13 protein-coding genes are annotated in these 18,814 nt (G+C 73.7%); 7 read left to right on the top strand and 6 right to left on the bottom strand.

Features of this window, described 5'->3' with window-relative positions; all coding sequences use genetic code 11:
• Positions 1 to 143: 143 nt before the first annotated feature.
• Positions 144 to 620, bottom strand: a complete 477-nt coding sequence (locus ACZ4UX_RS01710; RefSeq protein WP_329488513.1) for a phage holin family protein — start codon at positions 618 to 620, stop codon at positions 144 to 146.
• 316 nt (positions 621 to 936) lie between these two features.
• Entirely contained in the window at positions 937 to 2,337 is a 1,401-nt protein-coding gene (gene nhaA, locus ACZ4UX_RS01715) for a Na+/H+ antiporter NhaA (protein WP_465704870.1), read from the bottom strand.
• Between the two features lie 387 nt (positions 2,338 to 2,724).
• Between nhaA and ACZ4UX_RS01720 the strand changes: the two genes are divergently transcribed.
• A complete protein-coding gene (locus ACZ4UX_RS01720) occupies positions 2,725 to 4,023 on the top strand; it encodes a serine hydrolase domain-containing protein (RefSeq protein ID WP_465704872.1) in 1,299 nt (432 codons plus the stop codon).
• 122 nt (positions 4,024 to 4,145) lie between these two features.
• Here ACZ4UX_RS01720 and acs read toward each other — a convergent pair whose 3' ends face one another.
• From acs to ACZ4UX_RS01735, 3 genes are all read right to left on the bottom strand, one after another.
• The gene (gene acs / locus ACZ4UX_RS01725) at positions 4,146 to 6,101 is read right to left on the bottom strand and encodes an acetate--CoA ligase (protein WP_465704874.1); all 1,956 of its coding nucleotides are present in this window, start codon (positions 6,099 to 6,101) and stop codon (positions 4,146 to 4,148) included.
• Positions 6,102 to 6,334: 233 nt separating this feature from the next.
• Entirely contained in the window at positions 6,335 to 8,740 is a 2,406-nt protein-coding gene (locus ACZ4UX_RS01730) for a SulP family inorganic anion transporter (protein ID WP_465704876.1), read from the bottom strand.
• Positions 8,741 to 9,218: 478 nt separating this feature from the next.
• A complete protein-coding gene (locus ACZ4UX_RS01735; RefSeq protein ID WP_465704878.1) occupies positions 9,219 to 10,211 on the bottom strand; it encodes an ATP-binding protein in 993 nt (330 codons plus the stop codon).
• Between the two features lie 267 nt (positions 10,212 to 10,478).
• Between ACZ4UX_RS01735 and ACZ4UX_RS01740 the strand changes: the two genes are divergently transcribed.
• A complete protein-coding gene (locus ACZ4UX_RS01740; RefSeq protein ID WP_359834021.1) occupies positions 10,479 to 11,372 on the top strand; it encodes a Fic family protein in 894 nt (297 codons plus the stop codon).
• A gap of 536 nt (positions 11,373 to 11,908) precedes the next feature.
• On the opposite strand, the gene ACZ4UX_RS01745 is transcribed toward ACZ4UX_RS01740, so the two are convergent.
• Entirely contained in the window at positions 11,909 to 12,736 is an 828-nt protein-coding gene (locus ACZ4UX_RS01745) for an HAD family hydrolase (RefSeq protein ID WP_465705397.1), read from the bottom strand.
• 1,044 nt (positions 12,737 to 13,780) lie between these two features.
• Between ACZ4UX_RS01745 and ssd the strand changes: the two genes are divergently transcribed.
• The 5 genes from ssd to ACZ4UX_RS01770 all read left to right on the top strand — a co-directional run bounded on the left by ssd (position 13,781) and on the right by ACZ4UX_RS01770 (position 18,776).
• A complete protein-coding gene (gene ssd / locus ACZ4UX_RS01750) occupies positions 13,781 to 14,905 on the top strand; it encodes a septum site-determining protein Ssd (RefSeq protein ID WP_465704881.1) in 1,125 nt (374 codons plus the stop codon).
• A complete protein-coding gene (locus tag ACZ4UX_RS01755; RefSeq protein ID WP_465704883.1) occupies positions 14,905 to 16,257 on the top strand; it encodes a TadA family conjugal transfer-associated ATPase in 1,353 nt (450 codons plus the stop codon). Before ssd ends, ACZ4UX_RS01755 begins: the two co-directional genes overlap by 1 nt.
• A gap of 406 nt (positions 16,258 to 16,663) precedes the next feature.
• Positions 16,664 to 17,509: a type II secretion system F family protein gene (locus ACZ4UX_RS01760; protein ID WP_465704885.1), complete on the top strand. Its 846-nt coding sequence runs from the start codon at positions 16,664 to 16,666 to the stop codon at positions 17,507 to 17,509.
• Positions 17,510 to 17,790: 281 nt separating this feature from the next.
• Entirely contained in the window at positions 17,791 to 18,408 is a 618-nt protein-coding gene (locus ACZ4UX_RS01765) for a type II secretion system F family protein (protein WP_465704887.1), read from the top strand.
• A gap of 92 nt (positions 18,409 to 18,500) precedes the next feature.
• A complete protein-coding gene (locus tag ACZ4UX_RS01770; RefSeq protein WP_465704889.1) occupies positions 18,501 to 18,776 on the top strand; it encodes a DUF4244 domain-containing protein in 276 nt (91 codons plus the stop codon).
• Positions 18,777 to 18,814 lie beyond the last annotated feature (38 nt).

The raw sequence follows: 18,814 nt of genomic DNA on the forward strand, positions 1-18,814 counted from the left end.
TCGACCAGGCCAACCCCCCCTTTCCCCCCCCCCATTCTTTTCCTGGCCGCAACCACGGGAGGGGAAACAAACCCCCCCCGGACAACGGGGGGGGGGGGGGGGGGGGGGGGGGTGGGTGGGCCCCGGGGCGGTTCGGGCGGTGCCTACGGGATGCGGCCGAGGGCCCGGTCGATCTCCTCCTGGGTGGCCGGGCGGGGCCGGGCGTTCTTGAGCACGTCCGCGGTCTTCTGGGCGCCCTCGATGGTGCGGTGCGGCTTCTCGATCCGCTTGAACGAACGCAGTGCCAGCAGCCCGAGCAGCAGCGCCAGCAGCAGGTACGCGCCGGCCACGATCAGGAACGACCAGCCGAGCGAGAGGCCCAGGGCGTGGATCCCGTACGCCGCCGCCGCGCTCAGCATCGGCACCGCGGCCAGTGCCACCACGCCGGCGACCGTCAGCGACACACCCCCGGAGACGCCGCGCTTGACGTCCGCGCGGAGCTCCGCTTTCGCGAGCGCGATCTCGTCGTGGACCAGGGCGGACAGGTCGGTGGTGGCCGCCGCGAACAGCTGCCCCACCGAACGCTCGCCCTCGTAGGGCGCCCGGCCGTTGCTGGACGGGTCTGCGGCTCCTGCGGGCATCAGCGGTTCTCCTCTGCGGCTGTGCGGCACGACGCCGCCGGGCGGTGCGGCTCCCGGTCGTTCCGGGGGCCGTCATCGGGGACCGCTCCGGGGATCGGGGCGGCCGGCGGCGTCTGTGGACTGTCGACAGCTCAGAATCATGCCCCTACCGGTCAGTCGCACACCACTCCGGGGCCCCGCCCGGGGTACGTGTCCCGTTCGGGGGGAGCGCGCCCGGCCGCGGCGGGCGCGCTCAGTCGGGCGGGGCGGGGCGCCGGGGTGGTGCCGGGGGCCACCGCCTTCGGCCGCCCGCCGCCTCGTACCCGTCGGCGGGCCGTCAGCGGGCGGGGCCGGAGCCGGGTCCCGGTCCGGCGCCGCCGGGGCCGCTCTCGGCCGACCGGCGGGCCGCCTCCGCCACCCGGGCCTGCCAGGCCGGATCGTCCTGCTGGTAGACGTCGGGGATGCCGTCGCCGTCCACGTCGCGGTCCTCCTCCTCGCAGAGCTCCCGGTAGTGCCGGTTGCGCAGCTTCAACAGCACGGTGGCGACCAGCGCGCAGAGCAGCGAGCCCACCAGCACGGCGGCCTTGGAGAGGTCGGCGAGGTCGGCGTCGTCGGGGAAGGCCAACTCGCTGATCAGCAGGGACACGGTGAAGCCGATCCCCGCGAGCACCGAGACCGCGAACATGTCGGCCCACTTGAGCTGCGGATTCAGCTCGGCGCGGGTGAAGCGGGCGGCCAGCCAGGTGCCGCCGAAGATGCCGACGGTCTTGCCGACCAGCAGACCGAGGACGATCCCGAGCGGGGTGGCCTGGGTGAACACGTCGGCGAGGGCCGACCCGGAGATCGCCACCCCGGCCGCGAACAGCGCGAACACGGGGACGGCGAACCCGGCCGAGAGCGGTCGGACGAGGTGCTCGATGTGCTCGCCGGGGGAGTACTTCTCGTCGCCCACCCGGTGGCAGCGCAGGATCAGGCCCATCGCGACGCCCGCCACCGTGGCGTGCACGCCGCTCTCGTGCATCAGTGCCCAGATCACGAAGGCGAGCGGGACGAACAGGTACCAGCCGTGCACGCCGCGCCGGTGCAGGAACCAGAACAGGACCAGGCCGGCGAAGGCCAGCCCCAGTGCCCAGAACTTGATGCCGGAGCTGTAGAAGACGGCGATGATCAGGATCGCGATCAGGTCGTCCACCACGGCGAGGGTGAGCAGGAAGGCCCGCAGCGCGGAGGGCAGATGGGTGCCGACCACGGCCAGCACGCCGAGTGCGAAGGCGATGTCGGTCGCGGTCGGGATCGCCCAGCCGCCCGGGTGGCCGCCACTGCCGGAGTTGGCGAGGGCGAAGATGATCGCGGGCAGGGCGACGCCGCAGACCGCGGCTATGACCGGCAGCATCGCGGCACTGGGACTGCGCAGCTCGCCCGCCACGAACTCGCGCTTGAGCTCGATGCCGGCGACGAAGAAGAAGATGGTCAGCAGACCGTCCTTGGCCCAGGAACCCAGGCTGAGGTCCAGGTGGAGCGGCGTGGACGGCCCGATCGTGTAGTCGAGGACGCTCTCGTACGCGGCCGGCCAGGCATTGGCCCAGATCAGTGCGACGACGGCAGCGATCAGCAGCAGCACGCCGCCGACGGTCTCGGTGCGCAGGGCGTCGGCGATGTAGGTCCGCTCGGGGAGGGGGAGTCTGCCGAGGAACTGGCGTCGCCGGGTCGGCTCGTTGACGGGCTGCTGGTCGGTCACGCGGGGACCTCCTCGGGCGGGGGAACGGTGTACGGATGCACCTGTGGTGCAGTGCCGACCAGACTTCCCGGCGCGCCCTGTGACGCGACCGATTCCCGGGGGAGATCTTGTCGCGTCGTTGACAGTCTAGCCGGAACCGGAGTGGGATATCCGCATTGTCATAATTCAGGACTCGGGCCCCGGTGTCCCGTGCTGCACCCGGCCGCGGCACCCGAATGGAGTCGGCCGCATGCAGACGGGTGAACGCCTCCCTATCGTCGATCGCAGTGCCACCCGATCGGGTGGCGCGATTCCCCGTTGCCCTCCTGTGGAGACCTGACGATGCCCAGACCGCCCCTCTTACTGGCCCCTGCTGTCCGACCGACCGCTCCGCAGGAGCGCTGACCGGTGAACGGCTCCACGTACGCCCCCGCCGCCGCCGCCGCTGCTCCGGCCACCGCCACCGCCACCGCCACCGAGCCCGGCCCCGAACTCGGTCGTCTGCTCCGCCCGTTGTTCCGTGCCGCCGCTCCGGGCAGCGGCTCCGCCGTCGTGGTGATCCGCGGCGATGAACGGACCGTCGCCTGCCGCGGCCACTCCGACCGCTCCAGCGAGCGCCCCGTCCGTGCCGACACCCGGTTCGCGCTCGGCTCCGTCACCAAGACCTTCACCGGACTGCTGCTCGCCGAGATGGCCGCCCGCGGCGAGGTCGGCTACGACGACCCGATCGACCGTTACCTCCCCGCCGGCGCCGCGCCCGGGTACCCGCGCGAGCGGCCGATCACCCTGCTCCACCTGGCCACCCACACCTCGGGACTGCCCCGGCTGCTGGTCGGACTGCTGCCGGCGATGGCCCCCCGGTGGTTCACCAGCCCCTACGCCACGTTCGGCCCGGCCCACCTGCTCGGGGCGCTGCCCCGCACCCCGGTCCGCGGTACTCCGGGCGCGCAGGTGCGCTACTCGAACCTCGGCTTCGGGCTGCTCGGACTGCTGCTGGCCAACGCGGCCGGGCAGCGCTACGAGGACCTGCTGGAGGCCAGGGTCTGCGGGCCGCTCGGCCTGGTGGACACCTCCTGCGGCCCGGGCCGCGAGGACGCCGCCGGATACCGGCGCGGCCGGCGCGTCCCGTCCTTCCGGCTGCCCGCGCTGCCCGGGGCCTCGGCGCTGCGCTCCACGGCGGACGACATGCTCCGCTATCTGCAGGCGCATCTGGCGCTGGACGCCGTCCCGCTGCCCGCCCGGGCCGACGCTTCGGTGCTGCGGACGGCGCTGGGCGAGGTCCGGCGCCCGCGAGTGGATCGGCGGCGGGGAGGGGCACGGATCTGCCTGGGCTGGAACCACCGCTCGGTCCCGACGGCTCCGGAAGCGGGCCGCCCGGCGGCCGAACCGGCCGGCAGCCCGCTGGGCGACGACCCACGTGGCGGTTCGGGCGACGACCTGCGTGACGGTCTGCGCGGCGCCACGGGCGGTGTCGGTGCCCCGGCTGCTGCTGCTTCGGGTGGCACCGGCCGGGAGTTCGACGACGAGGTGGTCTACCACGCCGGAGTCACCCGGGGGTTCACCACCTTCGTCGGATTCAGCCCGCGTGCGCAGGTGGGGCTGGCGGTGATGGCCGGCACGCTGCCGCTGCGCAGCCGGAGCTTCGCCCAGAGCGCGTACGACACCCTGCGCACGTTGGTCACCGAGCGCCGGTCGCAGGGGGAGTGATCCCGCCGAAGCGGATCCGCGCGAAGCGCCGTGAGGTGCGGGAGGTTCCGCGCCGCCGGTAGCGGACAGCGGTGCCCCGGGTGGTCACGACCGCCCGGGGCACCGCGTCGTTCGACGGGGTGTCAGCCCTCGCTGCCCGCGGGGGGCAGCTGGGACTGGATCAGGCTCATCACCGAGCTGTCGGCCAGCGTGGTGGTGTCGCCGACCTCGCGGCCCTCGGCGATGTCGCGCAGCAGGCGGCGCATGATCTTGCCGGAGCGGGTCTTCGGCAGCTCGCCGACGACCTTGATCTGCTTCGGCTTGGCGATCGGGCCGAGCGTGCGGCCGACGTGCGCGCGCAGTTCCTCGACCAGTTCGGGGCTGTCGGTGGCGGTGCCGCGCAGGATGACGAAGGCGACGATGGCCTGGCCGGTGGTGGCGTCGGCGGCGCCGACCACGGCGGACTCGGCGACGGCCGGGTGGCCGACCAGGGCCGACTCGACCTCGGTGGTCGAGATGTTGTGGCCGGAGACGAGCATGACGTCGTCGACCCGGCCGAGCAGCCAGATGTCGCCGTCCTCGTCCTTCTTGGCGCCGTCACCGGCGAAGTACCGGCCCTGGAAGCGCGACCAGTAGGTGTCGATGTAGCGCTGGTCGTCGCCCCAGATGGTGCGCAGCATGGACGGCCACGGCTCGGTGAGCACCAGGTAGCCGCCGGAGCCGTTGGGGACCTCGTTCGCCTCGTCGTCGACGACGGTGGCGGCGATGCCCGGCAGGGCGCGCTGGGCGGAGCCCGGCTTGGTCTCGGTGACGCCCGGCAGCGGGCTGATCATCATGGCGCCGGTCTCGGTCTGCCACCAGGTGTCCACGATGGGGGCCTTGCCGCCGCCGATGTGCTCGCGGTACCAGACCCAGGCCTCGGGGTTGATCGGCTCGCCGACGCTGCCCAGCACCCGCAGCGAGGAGAGGTCGAACTTCGCGGGGATGTCGTCGCCCCACTTCATGAAGGTCCGGATCGCGGTGGGCGCGGTGTAGAGGATGGTCACGCCGTACTTCTGGACGATCTCCCAGAACCGGCCCTGGTGGGGGGTGTCCGGGGTGCCCTCGTAGATGACCTGGGTGGCGCCGTTGGAGAGCGGGCCGTAGACGATGTAGGAGTGTCCGGTGACCCAGCCGATGTCGGCGGTGCACCAGTAGACGTCGGTCTCCGGCTTGAGGTCGAAGACGGCGTGGTGGGTGTAGCTGGCCTGGGTGAGGTAGCCGCCCGAGGTGTGCAGGATGCCCTTGGGCTTCCCGGTGGTGCCCGAGGTGTAGAGGATGAAGAGCGGGTGCTCGGCGTCGTGCGCCTCGGGGGTGTGCTCGGTGGACTGACGTCCGGTGATCTCGTGCCACCAGACGTCGCGGCCCTCGGTCCAGGAGACCTCCTGGCCGGTGCGGCGGATCACCAGGACGTGCTCGACGCCGTCGGCCTTGGTCAGCGCCTCGTCGATGGCGGGCTTGAGCGCGGACGGCTTGCCGCGGCGGTAGCCGCCGTCGGCGGTGATGACCAGCTTGGCCTGGGCGTCCTGGATCCGGGAGGCGACGGCGTCGGCCGAGAAGCCGCCGAAGACCACGGAGTGGGTGGCGCCGATCCGGGCGCAGGCCAGGATCGCGACGACCGCCTCGGCGATCATCGGCAGGTAGATCGCCACCCGGTCGCCCTTGGCGACGCCGACCTCCAGCAGCGCGTTGGCGGCCTGCGAGACCTCGTCCTTGAGCTGGGCGTAGGTGATCGAGCGGCTGTCGCCGGGCTCGCCCTCGAAGTGGATCGCGACCCGGTCGCCGTTGCCCGCCTCGACGTGGCGGTCGACGCAGTTGTACGCGACGTTGAGCTTGCCGTCCGCGAACCACTTGGCGAACGGCGGGTTGGACCAGTCGAGCGTCTCGGTGGGCTCCACGGCCCAGGTGAGGCGGCGGGCCTGCTCGGCCCAGAAGCCCAGGCGGTCCTCGGAGGCCTGCGCGTACGCGGCCGCGGTGACGTTGGCGGCTGCGGCGAGCTCTGCCGGCGGGGCGAAGCGCCGCTCCTCCTTGAGCAGGTTGGCCAGGCTCTCGTTGCTCAACGCGCACTCCTCATCGAGTCATGATCGGGGTCAATCCCGTGCGTGGGGATTGTCCCGTGTGTCCCAGCGCACAGCTCACCAGGCGAAGTGGTCGGTTGACAAGAGGCGCCGGGTAATTGGTGTAGACCTTTGACCGAGAGTCGAACGGTAGGCCGAGGGAGGAGAGCCTCGGTGGCGGTACGGAGAACTGGGCCCGTGCCCCGGCCCGCCCCGGCGGGACACGGGCCCGGCTCTCAGGCGGCCAGCCGGGGGTCGCCCCCGGTGACGGCTGCCGTGGCGAGGTCCGCGCCGGTGGCGGAGACCTCTTCGATTTCACTCATTCGCCCGGGCGTGTCGCAGGGCGCCGGGCCCGCCGTGCCGCCCAGCGCCTCGACCGGACTGAACCGGCCGCTCTCCCGGTCGAGCACGTAGGCCTGGGCGGTGGCGAAGTCGAAGTACATCCCCACCAGCCGCAGGCTCCCCTCGGCGACCCGGCGCTCCACGGCGGGGTTCGCCATCAGCTGGTCCAGCTGCTGGACCACATTGGTGATGCAGAGCTGCTCCACCACGTCGGCCGCCGGGCGGGTGGCGAACTCGGCGGGCACGCGGCGCATCCGGTCGAGCGAGCCGCGGCCGTTGCGCAGCCAGCGGGTGAGCGCGGTCGGCGGCCCGGGGCGGTCGTGGACGCCCTCCAGCAGGGCCTTCATGGCCCCGCAGCCGGAGTGCCCGCAGATCGTGATGGAGCGCACCTCCAGTACCTCGACGGCGTACTGCACTGCGGCGGCCACCGAGTCGTCGGCGGCGCCCGGCTCGAACGGCGCCGGTACGAGGTTGCCCACGTTGCGAACGGTGAACAGGTCGCCCGGCCCACTGTTGGTGATCATGCTGGTGACCAGGCGCGAGTCGGAGCAGGTCAGGAACAGCTGGGAGGGCGTCTGCCCTTCCCGGGCGAGCCGGGCGAGCTCGGGGCGGACCAGCGGAGCGGTGTGCAGCTGGAACACCCGGACGCCGTCCAGGAGCCGGCCGTGCGGATCCTCCTGCTGGTCGATGCAGTGGTGGCCGACCCAGGGTGTCCAGGCACGGCAGCGGTGCGGGCCGGAGGAACTGCCCGCCCGGACGGTGCCGTCGGGATCGAGGACCTCGTCGTCCTGGCGCCGCGTCACCATGGACACCTGGCCGCCGGCCGCCTGGCGACCCGTCCGCCAGCTGTGCAGCGTCTCGTACGCGGCGTGGTCCAGGAAGGAGCCGTCGTGGACGACCGCCACGTCGGCGGTGGCGGGGATGCCGGCCAGCGCGCGGCTCAGCCGGGGCACGGCGGTGAAGGTGAGCGGCCCGTGCGTCTGCACCGTGAAGGAGCCGTCGGGGCCGGCCAGGACGTCCACATGGGCGCGGGTCAGGCGGTAGAGCGCGAGCAGGACGGCCGTCGCGGCGCCCAGCGCCACCCCGAGCAGGACGCCGAGCAGCACCACGCCGAGCACGGTGGCGAGGTAGACCGGGAACTCCCGGTGCCGGTGCACCTTGCGGATGTGCGCGAAGCTGACCATCTGCAGGCCGACCACCAGCACGAGCGCGGCCAGCGCGGCGAGCGGGATCCGGCGGAGCCCGCCGGTGAGCGCCAGCGCGGCCGCGAGCACCCAGACGCCGTGCAGGATCGAGGACCACCTGGTCTGTGCGCCGGCCCGGACGTTGGCCGTGCTGCGCACCGCGCCGCCGGCGATCGGCAGCCCGCCGAGCAGGCCGCTGATCATGTTGGCGAGGCCCTGGCCCCGCAGCTCGCGGTCGAGGTCTCCGGTGCGGTGGGCCATCCGGTCGATGGCGACGGCGGAGAGCAGCGACTCGACGCTCGCCACGGCGGTGACGGTCAGCACGGCGGCCAGGATCGCGGCCAGCGGCCCGTGCGGCAGGTCGGGGACGAGGTCGTGCGGCTCCCAGGCGGGCAGTTCGACCCGGGCGAGCTGCAGCCCGAGGGTCATCGCGAGCGCGGTGGCGGCGCCGACGGCGACCAGCGGGCCCGGCACCTTGGTCAGCCGGGCACCGAACGCCCCGGCCCTGCCGGGGAGTCGGCCGAGCCTGGGCCAGCCGAGCAGGACGGCGGCGGTGACCGTGCCGACGACCAGCGCGGACGGGTGCGGGCCCGCCAACTGGCTCGGCAGCGCGCGCAGATTGGCCAGTGCGGAGCTCTGCGGGGATCCCCCGAGGACGACGTGCAACTGGGCGATGGCGATGGTGAGGCCGACGCCGGCCAGCATGCCGTGCACGATGGCGGGCGAGACGGCGAGCGCCGTCCGGGCCACCCGGCGGACGCCGAGCAGGAGCTGGAGCAGCCCGGCGGCGAGCGTGATGGCGCAGGTGGCCTGCCAGCCGTACTGGGTGATCAGCCCGGCGGTGATCACGGTCAGCGCGGCGGAGGGGCCGCTGACCTGGAGGGGAGTGCCACCGAAGAAGCCGACCACGATGCCGCCGACGGCGGCCGCGGCGAGCCCGGCGGTGAGCGGGGCGCCGGTGGCCAGGGCGATGCCGAGGGAGAACGGCACCGCGATCAGGAAGACCACCAGGGAGGCGGAGAGGTCCTGCGCCCAGTGACCGCGAGAGGGGGGTCCGGGCGGGGCGTGGTCGTTGGTGTCGGAGGCGATGGGTGCGCTGGAGATGTCGAGGGTCATTGTCTTCCCGTCTGTCCGGGGGAACGAACGCAGTCAGGTCCGGTGGTGAGTCCGGTTGTGGGGGCTCGGGGAGTCGGATCGGCTGTCGTGGGTCGCGACGGTGTGGCGGGATGGCGTGGGGCGCGGCGGGGATTGCGGGTGTCACCGGCCGGGCCGTGGACCATCAAGGGGCCTCGAAGAAGCCGGGGAGGACCGGGCCGCAGAGAGGACCATCAAGACTCGGTAAACCGAGGGTAATGAAAGCTTTGCACAGCGTCATCTCTGGCGGTAGGTCCAGCGCCCTTGATTCACCCCATTGGGTGGTGTTCGAACGGATGGAAATCTGCTGGTGGCGCCCGTGGCGGCGTCGAACACGCGCAAATGGGCCGTGGCTTCCCCGGGAGCGGGGGAAGTCACGGCCCATGGGCGGCGGCGGGGCGGGCGTGCGACCGGGAGGCGCTCCGGCGCGGGGTCCGAGAGGGTGGGGCGGGATCGGCCGTCAGGCGTGGGCGCCGGCCGGGGCGGGCCGCTGGCCGCCGAGCACGAAGGCGCGGTCCACCTGGGTGGCGAGGTCGATGCCGACCTTGGCGTTGGCCCAGCTCTCCGCGTTGCGGAGGTGGAAGAGGACGGCCTGCTCGGTGTAGCGGAGGGCGTCCCGCCGCTCGTGGGCGGCGTCGGCCTCGGCGCGCAGCTGCTCCAGCACGGCGCGGTTGCCCGGCTCCAGGGCGCGCAGCGGAGGCTCGGCGCCGCGCTCCAGCCGGCGCACCCAGTCGGACTGCCCGAAGGTGGTCAGCAGGTCGTCGCCGACCTCGGCGCGCAGGAACTCCAGGTCCTCGGCGCTCTGCACCTTGTTGCCGACCACGCGCAGCCGGACGCCGAAGTCCCGGGCGTAGTCCTTGTACTGGCGGTACACCGAGACGCCCTTGCGGGTCGGCTCGGCCACCAGGAAGGTCAGGTCGAAGCGGGTGAACAGCCCGGAGGCGAACGAGTCCGAGCCGGCCGTCATATCGGTGACCAGGTACTCGTCCCGGCCGTCCACCAGGTGGTTGAGCAGCAGCTCGACCGCGCCGACCTTGGAGTGGTAGCAGGCCACCCCGAGGTCCTCCTCCGTGAAGGCGCCGGTGGCCAGTAGTCGTACGGACCCCTCGTCGAGCGCGATCGGGCGGGCGCAGGCCGCGTACACCGGGTTCTCCTCGACGATCCGCAGCAGGCGCGAACCGCGGCCGGGCGGCGTGGTCTTGATCATCTCATCGGCGGACCGGATCAGCGGATTGTCGCCGCGCAGGTACTCCTTGATCTCCGGCAGGTGAGCGCCGAGCGACGGCAGCTCCGCCGCCTGAGCGTCCGTCAGGCCGAGGGCGGGGCCGAGGTGCTGGTTGATGTCGGCGTCGACGGCGATGACCGGGCGCCCCGCGGCGGCCAGGTGGCGGATGAACAGCGAGGACAGCGTGGTCTTGCCGCTGCCGCCCTTGCCGACGAAGGCGATCTTCAACTGGGACTCCCGCTCTCGCTCTGGGGCCCGATCTCGGGGCCGCCTGCTCGGGGCCTCTGCCGGGCTGCTCCGCGCGCCCCTTCCGGGTCGCGTCCGGGCTGCGCCGAGGCCGACGATCCCCTGAATTGGAAATCGTTATCGTCTCCGATAGTGGCCATGCTATCCGTGGTTTCGGGTTCACCGGGGGAGGGAAGTGAGGATTGCCTCTAACGGGTGATGCGGGGTTGCTGTTCCGGGAGGGGGCCCTCGTTCATTACTCTCGGGTAGGTGAGCACAGGAACAGATCCCCTCGCCCCGCTGGCCCAGCTCCCCGGGGTGCCCGACGCGGTGGCCGAGGTGCGCAAGGCCGTCGACCGGCTCTACGGCCACCGGGTGATGCGCCGCCGCGCGGCCGAGGTCACCTCCGAAGCCGCGCTGCGCGGGGCCCGCGCCTCGGCGGCGCTGGCCGGGGCGGACTGGCCGCTGGAGGAGGTCCGGCGCCGCAGCGACTTCAGCGCCGACGAGGAGTCCCGCACCGTCGGCGCCGCGCTGCGGATCGCGGCCGAGGCCGGTCAGCTGCTGAGCATCTGGCGGCACTCGCCGCTCCAGGTGCTGGCCCGACTGCACCTGCTGGCGGTCGGGGACGCCGACCCTGCGGCTGGTCGGCCGAGGCGGGCCGGGGAGGGTGTGGAAGACCTGTTCCCGCTGGAACTCAAGCCGGTGGAGAGCGTCGAGGTGGAGGCGGCTCCGGCCGGGCCGGCGGTCGAACCGCCACCGGCGCCCGGGGCCGAGGAGGTCGCCGCCCGGCTGGACCAGCTCTCCCGGCTGCTGATCGCCCGCGCCGAGGGCCAGGGCGTCGGGACGCCGGCCCTGGTGGTGGCCTCGGTGGTGCACGGGGAGCTGTTGGCGCTGCGTCCGTTCGGCTCGTACAACGGTGTGATCGCGCGTGCCGCGCAGCGGATCGTCCTGATCGCCGAGGGGCTCGACCCGAAGTCGATCTGCCCGGCCGAGGTCGGTTTCGCGGAACTCGGCACGGACACCTACCGGCGCGCGCTGGCCGGCTACCTGGCGGGCACGCCGGACGGCCTGGCGGCCTGGATCGGCCACTGCGGCCGGGCGCTGCGGCTGGGCGTTCGGGAGAGTACGGCGGTCTGCGAGGCGATGCAGCGCGGCATGGTCTGACCGGTCCGGGGGCGCGGTCCGGCCGGGCGCGCCCTGGGCCGGACCCGGCGGGGTCGGCCGGCTTCGGCGACGCGGGCGGTCGACGGGCGGTGAGAGCAAGGATGCGGCGGCACCCGATCCTGCCTGGGTGCCGCCGCTGGTACAGGTGCCGGGTGACCATGCATGCACCGGAAGTGCCCATCAGACGGGGATCCTGCCCGTTCGTCTGGTGCGGCGGCCCGACAGCGGGTCGGCTGCATGTGGGTGCTCGACTATCTGTACGTGCGGTCCGTGGGGCCTGAACTGCGTTGTCGGTTTGACCTCTTCGGTCCTGTACCGGGTCTCGCGGGCCGTGCTTCCTTTGTATCGCGTTTCGGAGGAAAGGGGAACCCGAATCGAGAAGTCTTCGGCTTTTGCCCGTTCTACCCGAAGGGCCCGGTTAAGTACCTCTTTGGGGGGAGCTGCTTTCGGCAGGCCGGGACGGCGCGAGCGGCAGGCGCCCGGCGCACGGGCCGAGTGTCAGCCCACCCGGTGCGCCGGCCGCCGGCCACGCGCCCTCAGGCCGCCGGACGGCGGCGGCGCGCCACGTACCAGATCACACCGGCGGTCAGTGCCGCGGCGCCGACCGCCACCGCCGTCAGTACCGAGCCGCTGGGCGCGGAGAATTCCGGGAGCCGGCGCCGCAGTTCCACCGGACGGTCGAAGACCAGCACCGGCCACTCGCGGGCCACCGCCTCCTTGCGCAGGGCCCGGTCCGGATTGACGGCGGACGGGTGGCCCACGGCCTCCAGTAGCGGCAGGTCCGTCGAGGAGTCGCTGTAGGCGTAGCACTGGGCGAGGTCGTACCCCTCGACCTCGGCCAACTCCCGGATGGCGGCGGCCTTGTTCTCGGCATAGGCGTAGTAGTCGATCTCGCCGGTGTACCGGCCGTCCTCGATCTTCAGCCGGGTGGCGATCACGTGGTCCGCGCCGAGCAGCGCGCCGATCGGCTCGACCACCTCGGAGCCGGAGCTGCTGACGATGACCACGTCGCGCCCGGCGGCATGGTGCTGCTCGATCAGCGAGGCGGCCTCGTCGTAGATGATCGGATCGATGAGGTTGTGCAGGGTCTCGGCGACGATCTCGCGGACCTGCTGGACGTTCCAGCCCCGGGTGAGCGCGGAGAGGTACTCGCGCATCTTCTCCATCTGGTCGTGGTCCGCGCCGCCGACCAGGAAGACGAACTGGGCGTAAGCACTGCGCAGGACGGCCCGACGGTTGATCAGACCGCCCTGGTAGAAGGGCCGGCTGAAGGCCAGGGCGCTCGACTTGGCGATGATGGTCTTGTCGAGGTCGAAGAAGGCGGCAGTCCTGGGGCCTGCCGGGCGCGTGCGGGTGACCGGCAGGCCGGCCGCCGCGGGAGCGCCGGGCTCCTCGGCCGCGGTGGCGCCGTCCTGCTCGGCCGCCGCGGAATCCGGGACGGCGCCGGAGTTCCCGCGCTTCCCCTCCGCCGCCTTCCCGTCCGCCGCGGGGTTGTCGCTGTTCTCGACAGCCGCCCCCTTGGTCCCGGTGGCCGCTGCGGACTTCGAGGCCGCGGTCCCGGTCGTCCCGGTCGTCCCGGCGAACTCCGCGGTCTCGATGGTCTCGATGGTCTCGGCAGTCTCGGCGGTGGAGTCCGGGGACTCGTCGGCGTACTCGTCGGCGTTCTCGGTGGTGTCCACGGGAACCGAGGATAGAGGGCGCTGGAAAACAGCCCGCCATTCGGTGTACTCATGGCCGCGCGGGTTTGTGTTTCTGGCCGCTCGGGTACACCATGGAAGTCACGGATCGTTCGCGACCGTGCTAACCCGGTCCGGCTCCTCCCCCCCGAGTCGGGCTGTGGATAGACGACCCCCGCTCTCCCCCCCGGCGGGGGTCGTCGCACGTCCGGGGCCATTTTCAGGGCTTGAACGGCTGCTGCGGAGGATTCCGCGCCCGGCCCGGTGGCGATCTACAAGGGGTGTCGGATCGAGGATGCACCGGTCCGCTTTCATCACTCTCGGTAGTCAGTTGCTCGGGGTTGCCATGCGTCGGCCCCCTGCCGCCGAAGACGCCCTCGGGATGCTTCGAAGAGCGCGCGAAGAACCCGGAGCGTGTTCGGGAGGCCTCGGTGGAGGCCGGGTCGATCAGCCTCGGCGTGATGTTCCGACTCTTCTCGGTGAGCCCGTTTCGTCAATTCATTGCTCAATAGCCCCCTGTCCGAGTGAACGAAGTTATCCACAGCCCGGAGTTGTCCACAGGGAATCGGAACGGGGCTGACGGAATCCGGATCACCCCCCACCGTGATGCACGGCAGCGGTTGCCGGTCGGACCCCATGGGGCCGGCCGCGCGGTCGCCCGCCGCGTCCATCCGGATGCGCGCCCGTACCGCTCAGCGCGAGCGGTACGGGCGCCGTACAGGGGAGACCGTCATGTCGACACCACTCACCGACCACGCCGCCGCGGACGGCCCGGCGACCACCGGCCCGCTCGTCGTCACCGAGGACGACGGCCTGGCCGAGCACCTGCTGCGGCTGTGCGTGGCCGCCGGTACCGAGCCGCAGCTGATCCGGGGTGCCCCGCCGACGCGCGGGCTCTGGGAGAGCACACCGCTCGTACTCGTCGGGGACGACCAGGCCGAGCGCTGTTCCGGGCTCCCCCGCCGCACCGGGGTACTGCTGCTCGGGCTGGACCTGGACGACCCGGGCATCTGGGTCAGGGCCGTCCAACTCGGCGCCGAGCACGTGCTGTTCCTGCCGGACGCCGAGGCCTGGCTGCTCGACCGGATCGCGGACGCCACCGAGGGCATCGGCACCTCGGCGCTCACCGTCGCCGTCCTCGGCGGCCGGGGTGGGGCCGGTGCCTCCACCCTGGCCTGCGCGCTCGCGGTCACGGCTGCCCGCACGGGCCGGCGGACCATACTCGTCGACGGCGATCCGCTGGGCGGCGGGCTCGACATCCTGCTCGGCGGTGAGACGGCCGGCGGCCTGCGCTGGCCCGACCTGGCCGGTTCGCGGGGCCGGGTCAGCGGCGCCGAACTCGCGAAGGCGCTGCCGGTGCTCAAACGGCTGTCCTCGCTCTCCTGCCTGTCCTGGGACCGTGGCGACACGCTCGCCGTGCCGCCCGAGGCCATGCGCAGCGTGCTGGCCGCCGCCCGGCGCAGGGGCGGGCTGGTCGTGGTCGACGTGCCGCGCCGGCTCGACCCGGCCGCCGGCCAGGCGCTGGAGCAGTCCGACCTGGCGCTCCTGGTGGTGCCGGCCGAACTGCGCGCGGTCGCGGCCGCCGGCCGGGTCGCGGCATCCGTCCGGATGCGGCTCCAGGACGTACGGGCCGTGGTGCGCCCGCTGCGGCCCTTCGGGCTCCCGGCCCACCGGATCGCGCAGGGGCTGCGGCTCCACCTGGCGGGGGAGTTGGAGCCGGAGCCCGGGCTGGCCGCCGACGCCGAGCAGGGCGTACCGCCGGGGATCCGTCCGGAGGGCCCGCTGGCGCGTTTCTGCGAGACCTTCCTGGACGAGGTGCTGCCGCCGGTGCCGGCGGTGGGCGGAGGTGTGTACTGATGGTTCGTCTCGGAGGTACGGGAAGGGCGAACGCCACCGGGCGGAGCCTCGGTGCGCGGGAGCGCCGGCCGCTGCGCAGCGTGGTGACGGCGGCCGGGCCGGTGGAGTCCGGCCGGCAGCCCGAGCCGCCCCCCTACGGGCGGACGGCTCGGGAGGAGCGGACGGCGGCGCTGGTCGACGCGGTGCGGCTCAGGTTGGCCGAGTCGGGCGCCGCGCCGACCGCCGGGTCCGTCGCGGCGGTGCTCCGGGCGACCCGGCCGCCGCTCGGCGGCGACGAAGTCCTCGACACCGTGCGCTCGCTGCGCGCCGAGCTGGTGGGTGCGGGCCCGCTGGACCGGCTGCTGTCGGCGCCCGATGTCACGGACGTCCTCGTCAACGGGCCGGACGAGGTCTGGGTCGACCGGGGCGGCGGTCTGCGCAGGGCCACCGGTGTCCGCTTCGCCGACGCCGAAGCGGTCCGTCGGCTGGCCCACCGGCTCGCCACGGCGGCCGGGCGCAGGCTCGACGACGCGCGGCCCTGGGTGGACGCCCGCTTGCCGGACGGCACCCGCTTGCACGCGGTGCTGCCGCCGATCGCGGCCGGGTGCACCCACATCTCGCTGCGGGTCTGCCGGCCCCGCCCCTTCACGCTCGACGAGTTGGTGGCCGGTGGCGCGCTTCCCGCCGCCGGTGCCGAACTGCTGGCAGGCATCCTGCGGGCCCGGCTCTCCCTGCTGATCAGTGGCGGAACCGGCACGGGCAAGACCACGCTGCTGGCGGCGTTGCTCGGGCTGGCCGGGCCCGGCGAGCGCATCGTCGTCGTCGAGGACTCCGCCGAGCTGCGACCGGCCCATCCGCATGTGGTCCGGCTGCAGAGCCGACCGCCCAACCAGGAGGGGCTCGGTGAGCTGACCCTGCGGGACCTGGTCCGCCAGGCGTTGCGGATGCGGCCCGACCGACTGGTGGTGGGAGAGGTGCGCGGAGCCGAAGTATCCGACCTGCTGGCCGCCTTGAACACCGGACACGAAGGTGGCTGCGGCACTGTGCACGCGAACGCCGCGGCGGACGTCCCGGTCAGGCTGGAGGCGCTCGGCTCGCTCGCGGGGCTGGACCGGGCGGCGCTGCACAGCCAACTCCGAGCCGCGCTGGACGTGGTGGTGCACCTGGTGCGGGAGCCGGCCTCCGGGAGGCGCCGGGTCGCCGAGATCCACACGCTGTCCGGTGACCGCGACGGGCTGGCCGTCACCACCGCGGCAGTGGCGTTCACGGCGGGCGGGGCCACCGTGCCCGGAGCCGGCCGGGACCGGCTTCTGCGGCTGCTCGCGGCCCGCGGGGTGGCGGTGGGCGCGGCGCTCGCGGGAGGACCGTCGTGAACCCGGGGGCGGTCGAGGTGGCGTTCGGCCTGCTGGTCTGCGGGTGCGCGGTGGGTGCGGCCGGGCTGCTGGGGTTGTGGCGCGGCAAGGGTGAACGGCGAAAGGAGTGAGCGAGATGACGAGAGATCAGGTCGAGCTGTGCTGGGTGGCGATGCTCTGTGTGGTGGCCACGGTGGGGTGGAGCGCTCTCCAGCGCCAGGTGGTGGGAGTCAGGCGGTCCAGGCTCCTGTTCGTCGGTGGGACGGGTGGGGGAGGGGGTGGGAGCGATGGCGTGCCGATGCCCCGATGGCGGTGGCCCTGGTCGAGCCCCGAGGCGGTCGGATCCGGTTCGGTCGCGCGGCCGCGACGGCCGGAGTGGCTGACACTGGAGTTGCTCCTCCTGCCCGGCGGGTTGGGAGTCGCCCAGGTGACGGCTTCGCCCGTGCCGGTGCTGGCCGCGGGCTTGGCCTTCCTTCCCTTGCGGCGCCGACGGCTGCGTCGCGCGGTGGAGGCGGAGGCCGGTCGGCGGGCCGCCGCAGTGGTGGACCTCTGCGCGGCACTGGCCGGGGAGTTGCGCAGCGGCGCCACGCCCGAGCAGGCGCTCCACCTGGTGACCACGCGAATCGCCGAGGACGACGAGGCCCTGCGCCGGATCGGCCTGGAGCCGGTGGCCCGGCTCGCGGCCGGCCGGTACGGCGGAGATGTGCCCGGTGCCTTCGAGTCGCTGGCGGAGTTGCCGGGTGGCCGCGGGGCGACCGCGATCGCCGCCTGCTGGCGCGTCACGTCCGACGGCGGCGCGGGGCTGGCCGCCGGGCTGGACGGGGTCGCCGAGGCACTGCGGGCCGAACGGGCGCTGGCTGAGGAGATCGCGGCCGAGCTGGCCGCGCCGAGGACGACGATCGCCGTCCTGGCGGCGCTGCCCGTCGCCGGGCTGCTGCTCGGCGCGGCGCTCGGGGCCCGGCCGCTGACCGTCCTGCTGCACACTCCGGCCGGGCTCGCCTGCCTGGCGGGCGGCGCGGCGCTGGAGGGGCTCGGCGCGGCCTGGACGGCCCGGATCGTCCGGGCTGCCTCCCGGGGCGCCCTGGAGGGTCCTCTGGGCCGCGGAGGCTCGGCCGCCGGGGCCACGGTCGGGTCCGGGGTCGTGGTCGAGCCCGGAGGCGGCGGCGCAGTCGGCGACCGGCCGGACGGTGGGTGGCGGTGCGGCATCTCCCGTACGCGGGCCCGGCCCGGTCGGCCGAGCGGTTCGTTCCGTGCCGAGGCGGCTTCGGCGTGACGCCCGGTACCGAGCGGCTCGCCCTCCTGGCAGGGCTGGGAGCGGGAGCGCTGTTTCTGCGGCGGTGGTCGAGGGGGCGGACCGGCCGCCGGAGGGCGGTCGCGCTGCTCCGTTCCGGCGGCTGCCGGTCCAGTGCTCGCTCCCGGCCCCGTCGGCCGGGCCGGCCCACGGCGCGGGGGCGTCGGCCGACCTGGGCCGGGCGGCCGGCCGGCGGGGGAGAGGGCCACCTCCGGAGCGCCGGGTCCGCCGCACCGGGCATCGCCGCGATGGGCATCGCCGCGATGGGGCGTGTGCAACGGGCCATGGTGGCGGCCTGCGCCGGCGCGGCTATGGCCGCCGTGCTCGGCGGGGGGCCAGGCCTGGGGGCGGGCGTCCTGCTGGCCGTGGGTCTGCACCGGTGGCTGACCAGGGCGCGGTCCCCGGCGGAGCGGCGGTCCGCGTGGGAGGAGGAACAGCTGGCCCGGCAACTCCCGTTCGCGGCGGAGCTACTCGCGGCCTGCCTCGGGTCGGCCGCCTCGCCCGCCGCGGCGGTGGCGGCGGTCGGCCGGAGCGTCGCCGCGCCGATGGGGCCACGGTTGGTGACGATCGCGGCCGAACTGGCTCTGGGGGCACCGCCGGAGCTCTGCTGGAGACGATTGGGTGAGGAGCACCCGGCCCTGGCGCCGCTGGCGCGCTGCCTGATCCGGACGAGTCTGAGCGGAACCCCGGCGGCCGGGCCGCTGGTCGGGCTGGCGCAGGCCCGTCGGACCGCCGCCGCCCGCACGGCGCACGCCAGCGTCCGCCGTGCCGGAGTGCTCGCCACGGCGCCGCTGGGGCTCTGCTTCCTCCCCGCGTTCGTACTGATCAGCGTGGTCCCGGTGGTCATGGGGCTCACCGCCGGCTTCGCCCGGTCTATCTGAATCGACGACCTCAAAACCTCCGCTGTCGAACTCGAATCACCGCCCGGGCCGCGAGTCGGTCCTGAGCGGCAAGGAACCCAAGGAGAGAATCCATGACTGCAGTGATCGCGCACAGGCCCGCCGACAACGGCCGACCGTACCGGCGCCTGCTCGAGGTGTGTCGCAGGCGGAGTCGCTGGGCGGCCGTCCGGATCCGGCGGGCAGCTCGCGCCCGGGGCAGGTCGGACGCCGGAATGACCACCGCCGAATACGCCGTGGGCACGGTCGCCGCGTGCGCGCTGGCCGCCGTGCTGTACAAGGTGGTGACCAGCACGGCCATCGTCGAAGCGCTGACCGAGGTCATCACCCGGGCGCTCCATGCGTCGTGACGGCCGGTGGGCCGACAGGCCTCCCAGGGCATTCGGGG

Source organism: Kitasatospora sp. NPDC028961 (genome assembly GCF_055564815.1).

What these genes read in the sequence shown, in the direction of transcription:
- ACZ4UX_RS01710 (WP_329488513.1), bottom strand. Translation starts at nt 620, where the DNA reads ATGCCCGCAGGAGCCGCAGACCCGTCCAGCAACGGCCGGGCGCCCTAC.
- ACZ4UX_RS01730 (WP_465704876.1), bottom strand. Translation starts at nt 8,740, where the DNA reads ATGACCCTCGACATCTCCAGCGCACCCATCGCCTCCGACACCAACGAC.
- ssd (WP_465704881.1), top strand. Translation starts at nt 13,781, where the DNA reads ATGTCGACACCACTCACCGACCACGCCGCCGCGGACGGCCCGGCGACC.
- ACZ4UX_RS01755 (WP_465704883.1), top strand. Translation starts at nt 14,905, where the DNA reads ATGGTTCGTCTCGGAGGTACGGGAAGGGCGAACGCCACCGGGCGGAGC.
- ACZ4UX_RS01765 (WP_465704887.1), top strand. Translation starts at nt 17,791, where the DNA reads ATGGGGCGTGTGCAACGGGCCATGGTGGCGGCCTGCGCCGGCGCGGCT.
- ACZ4UX_RS01770 (WP_465704889.1), top strand. Translation starts at nt 18,501, where the DNA reads ATGACTGCAGTGATCGCGCACAGGCCCGCCGACAACGGCCGACCGTAC.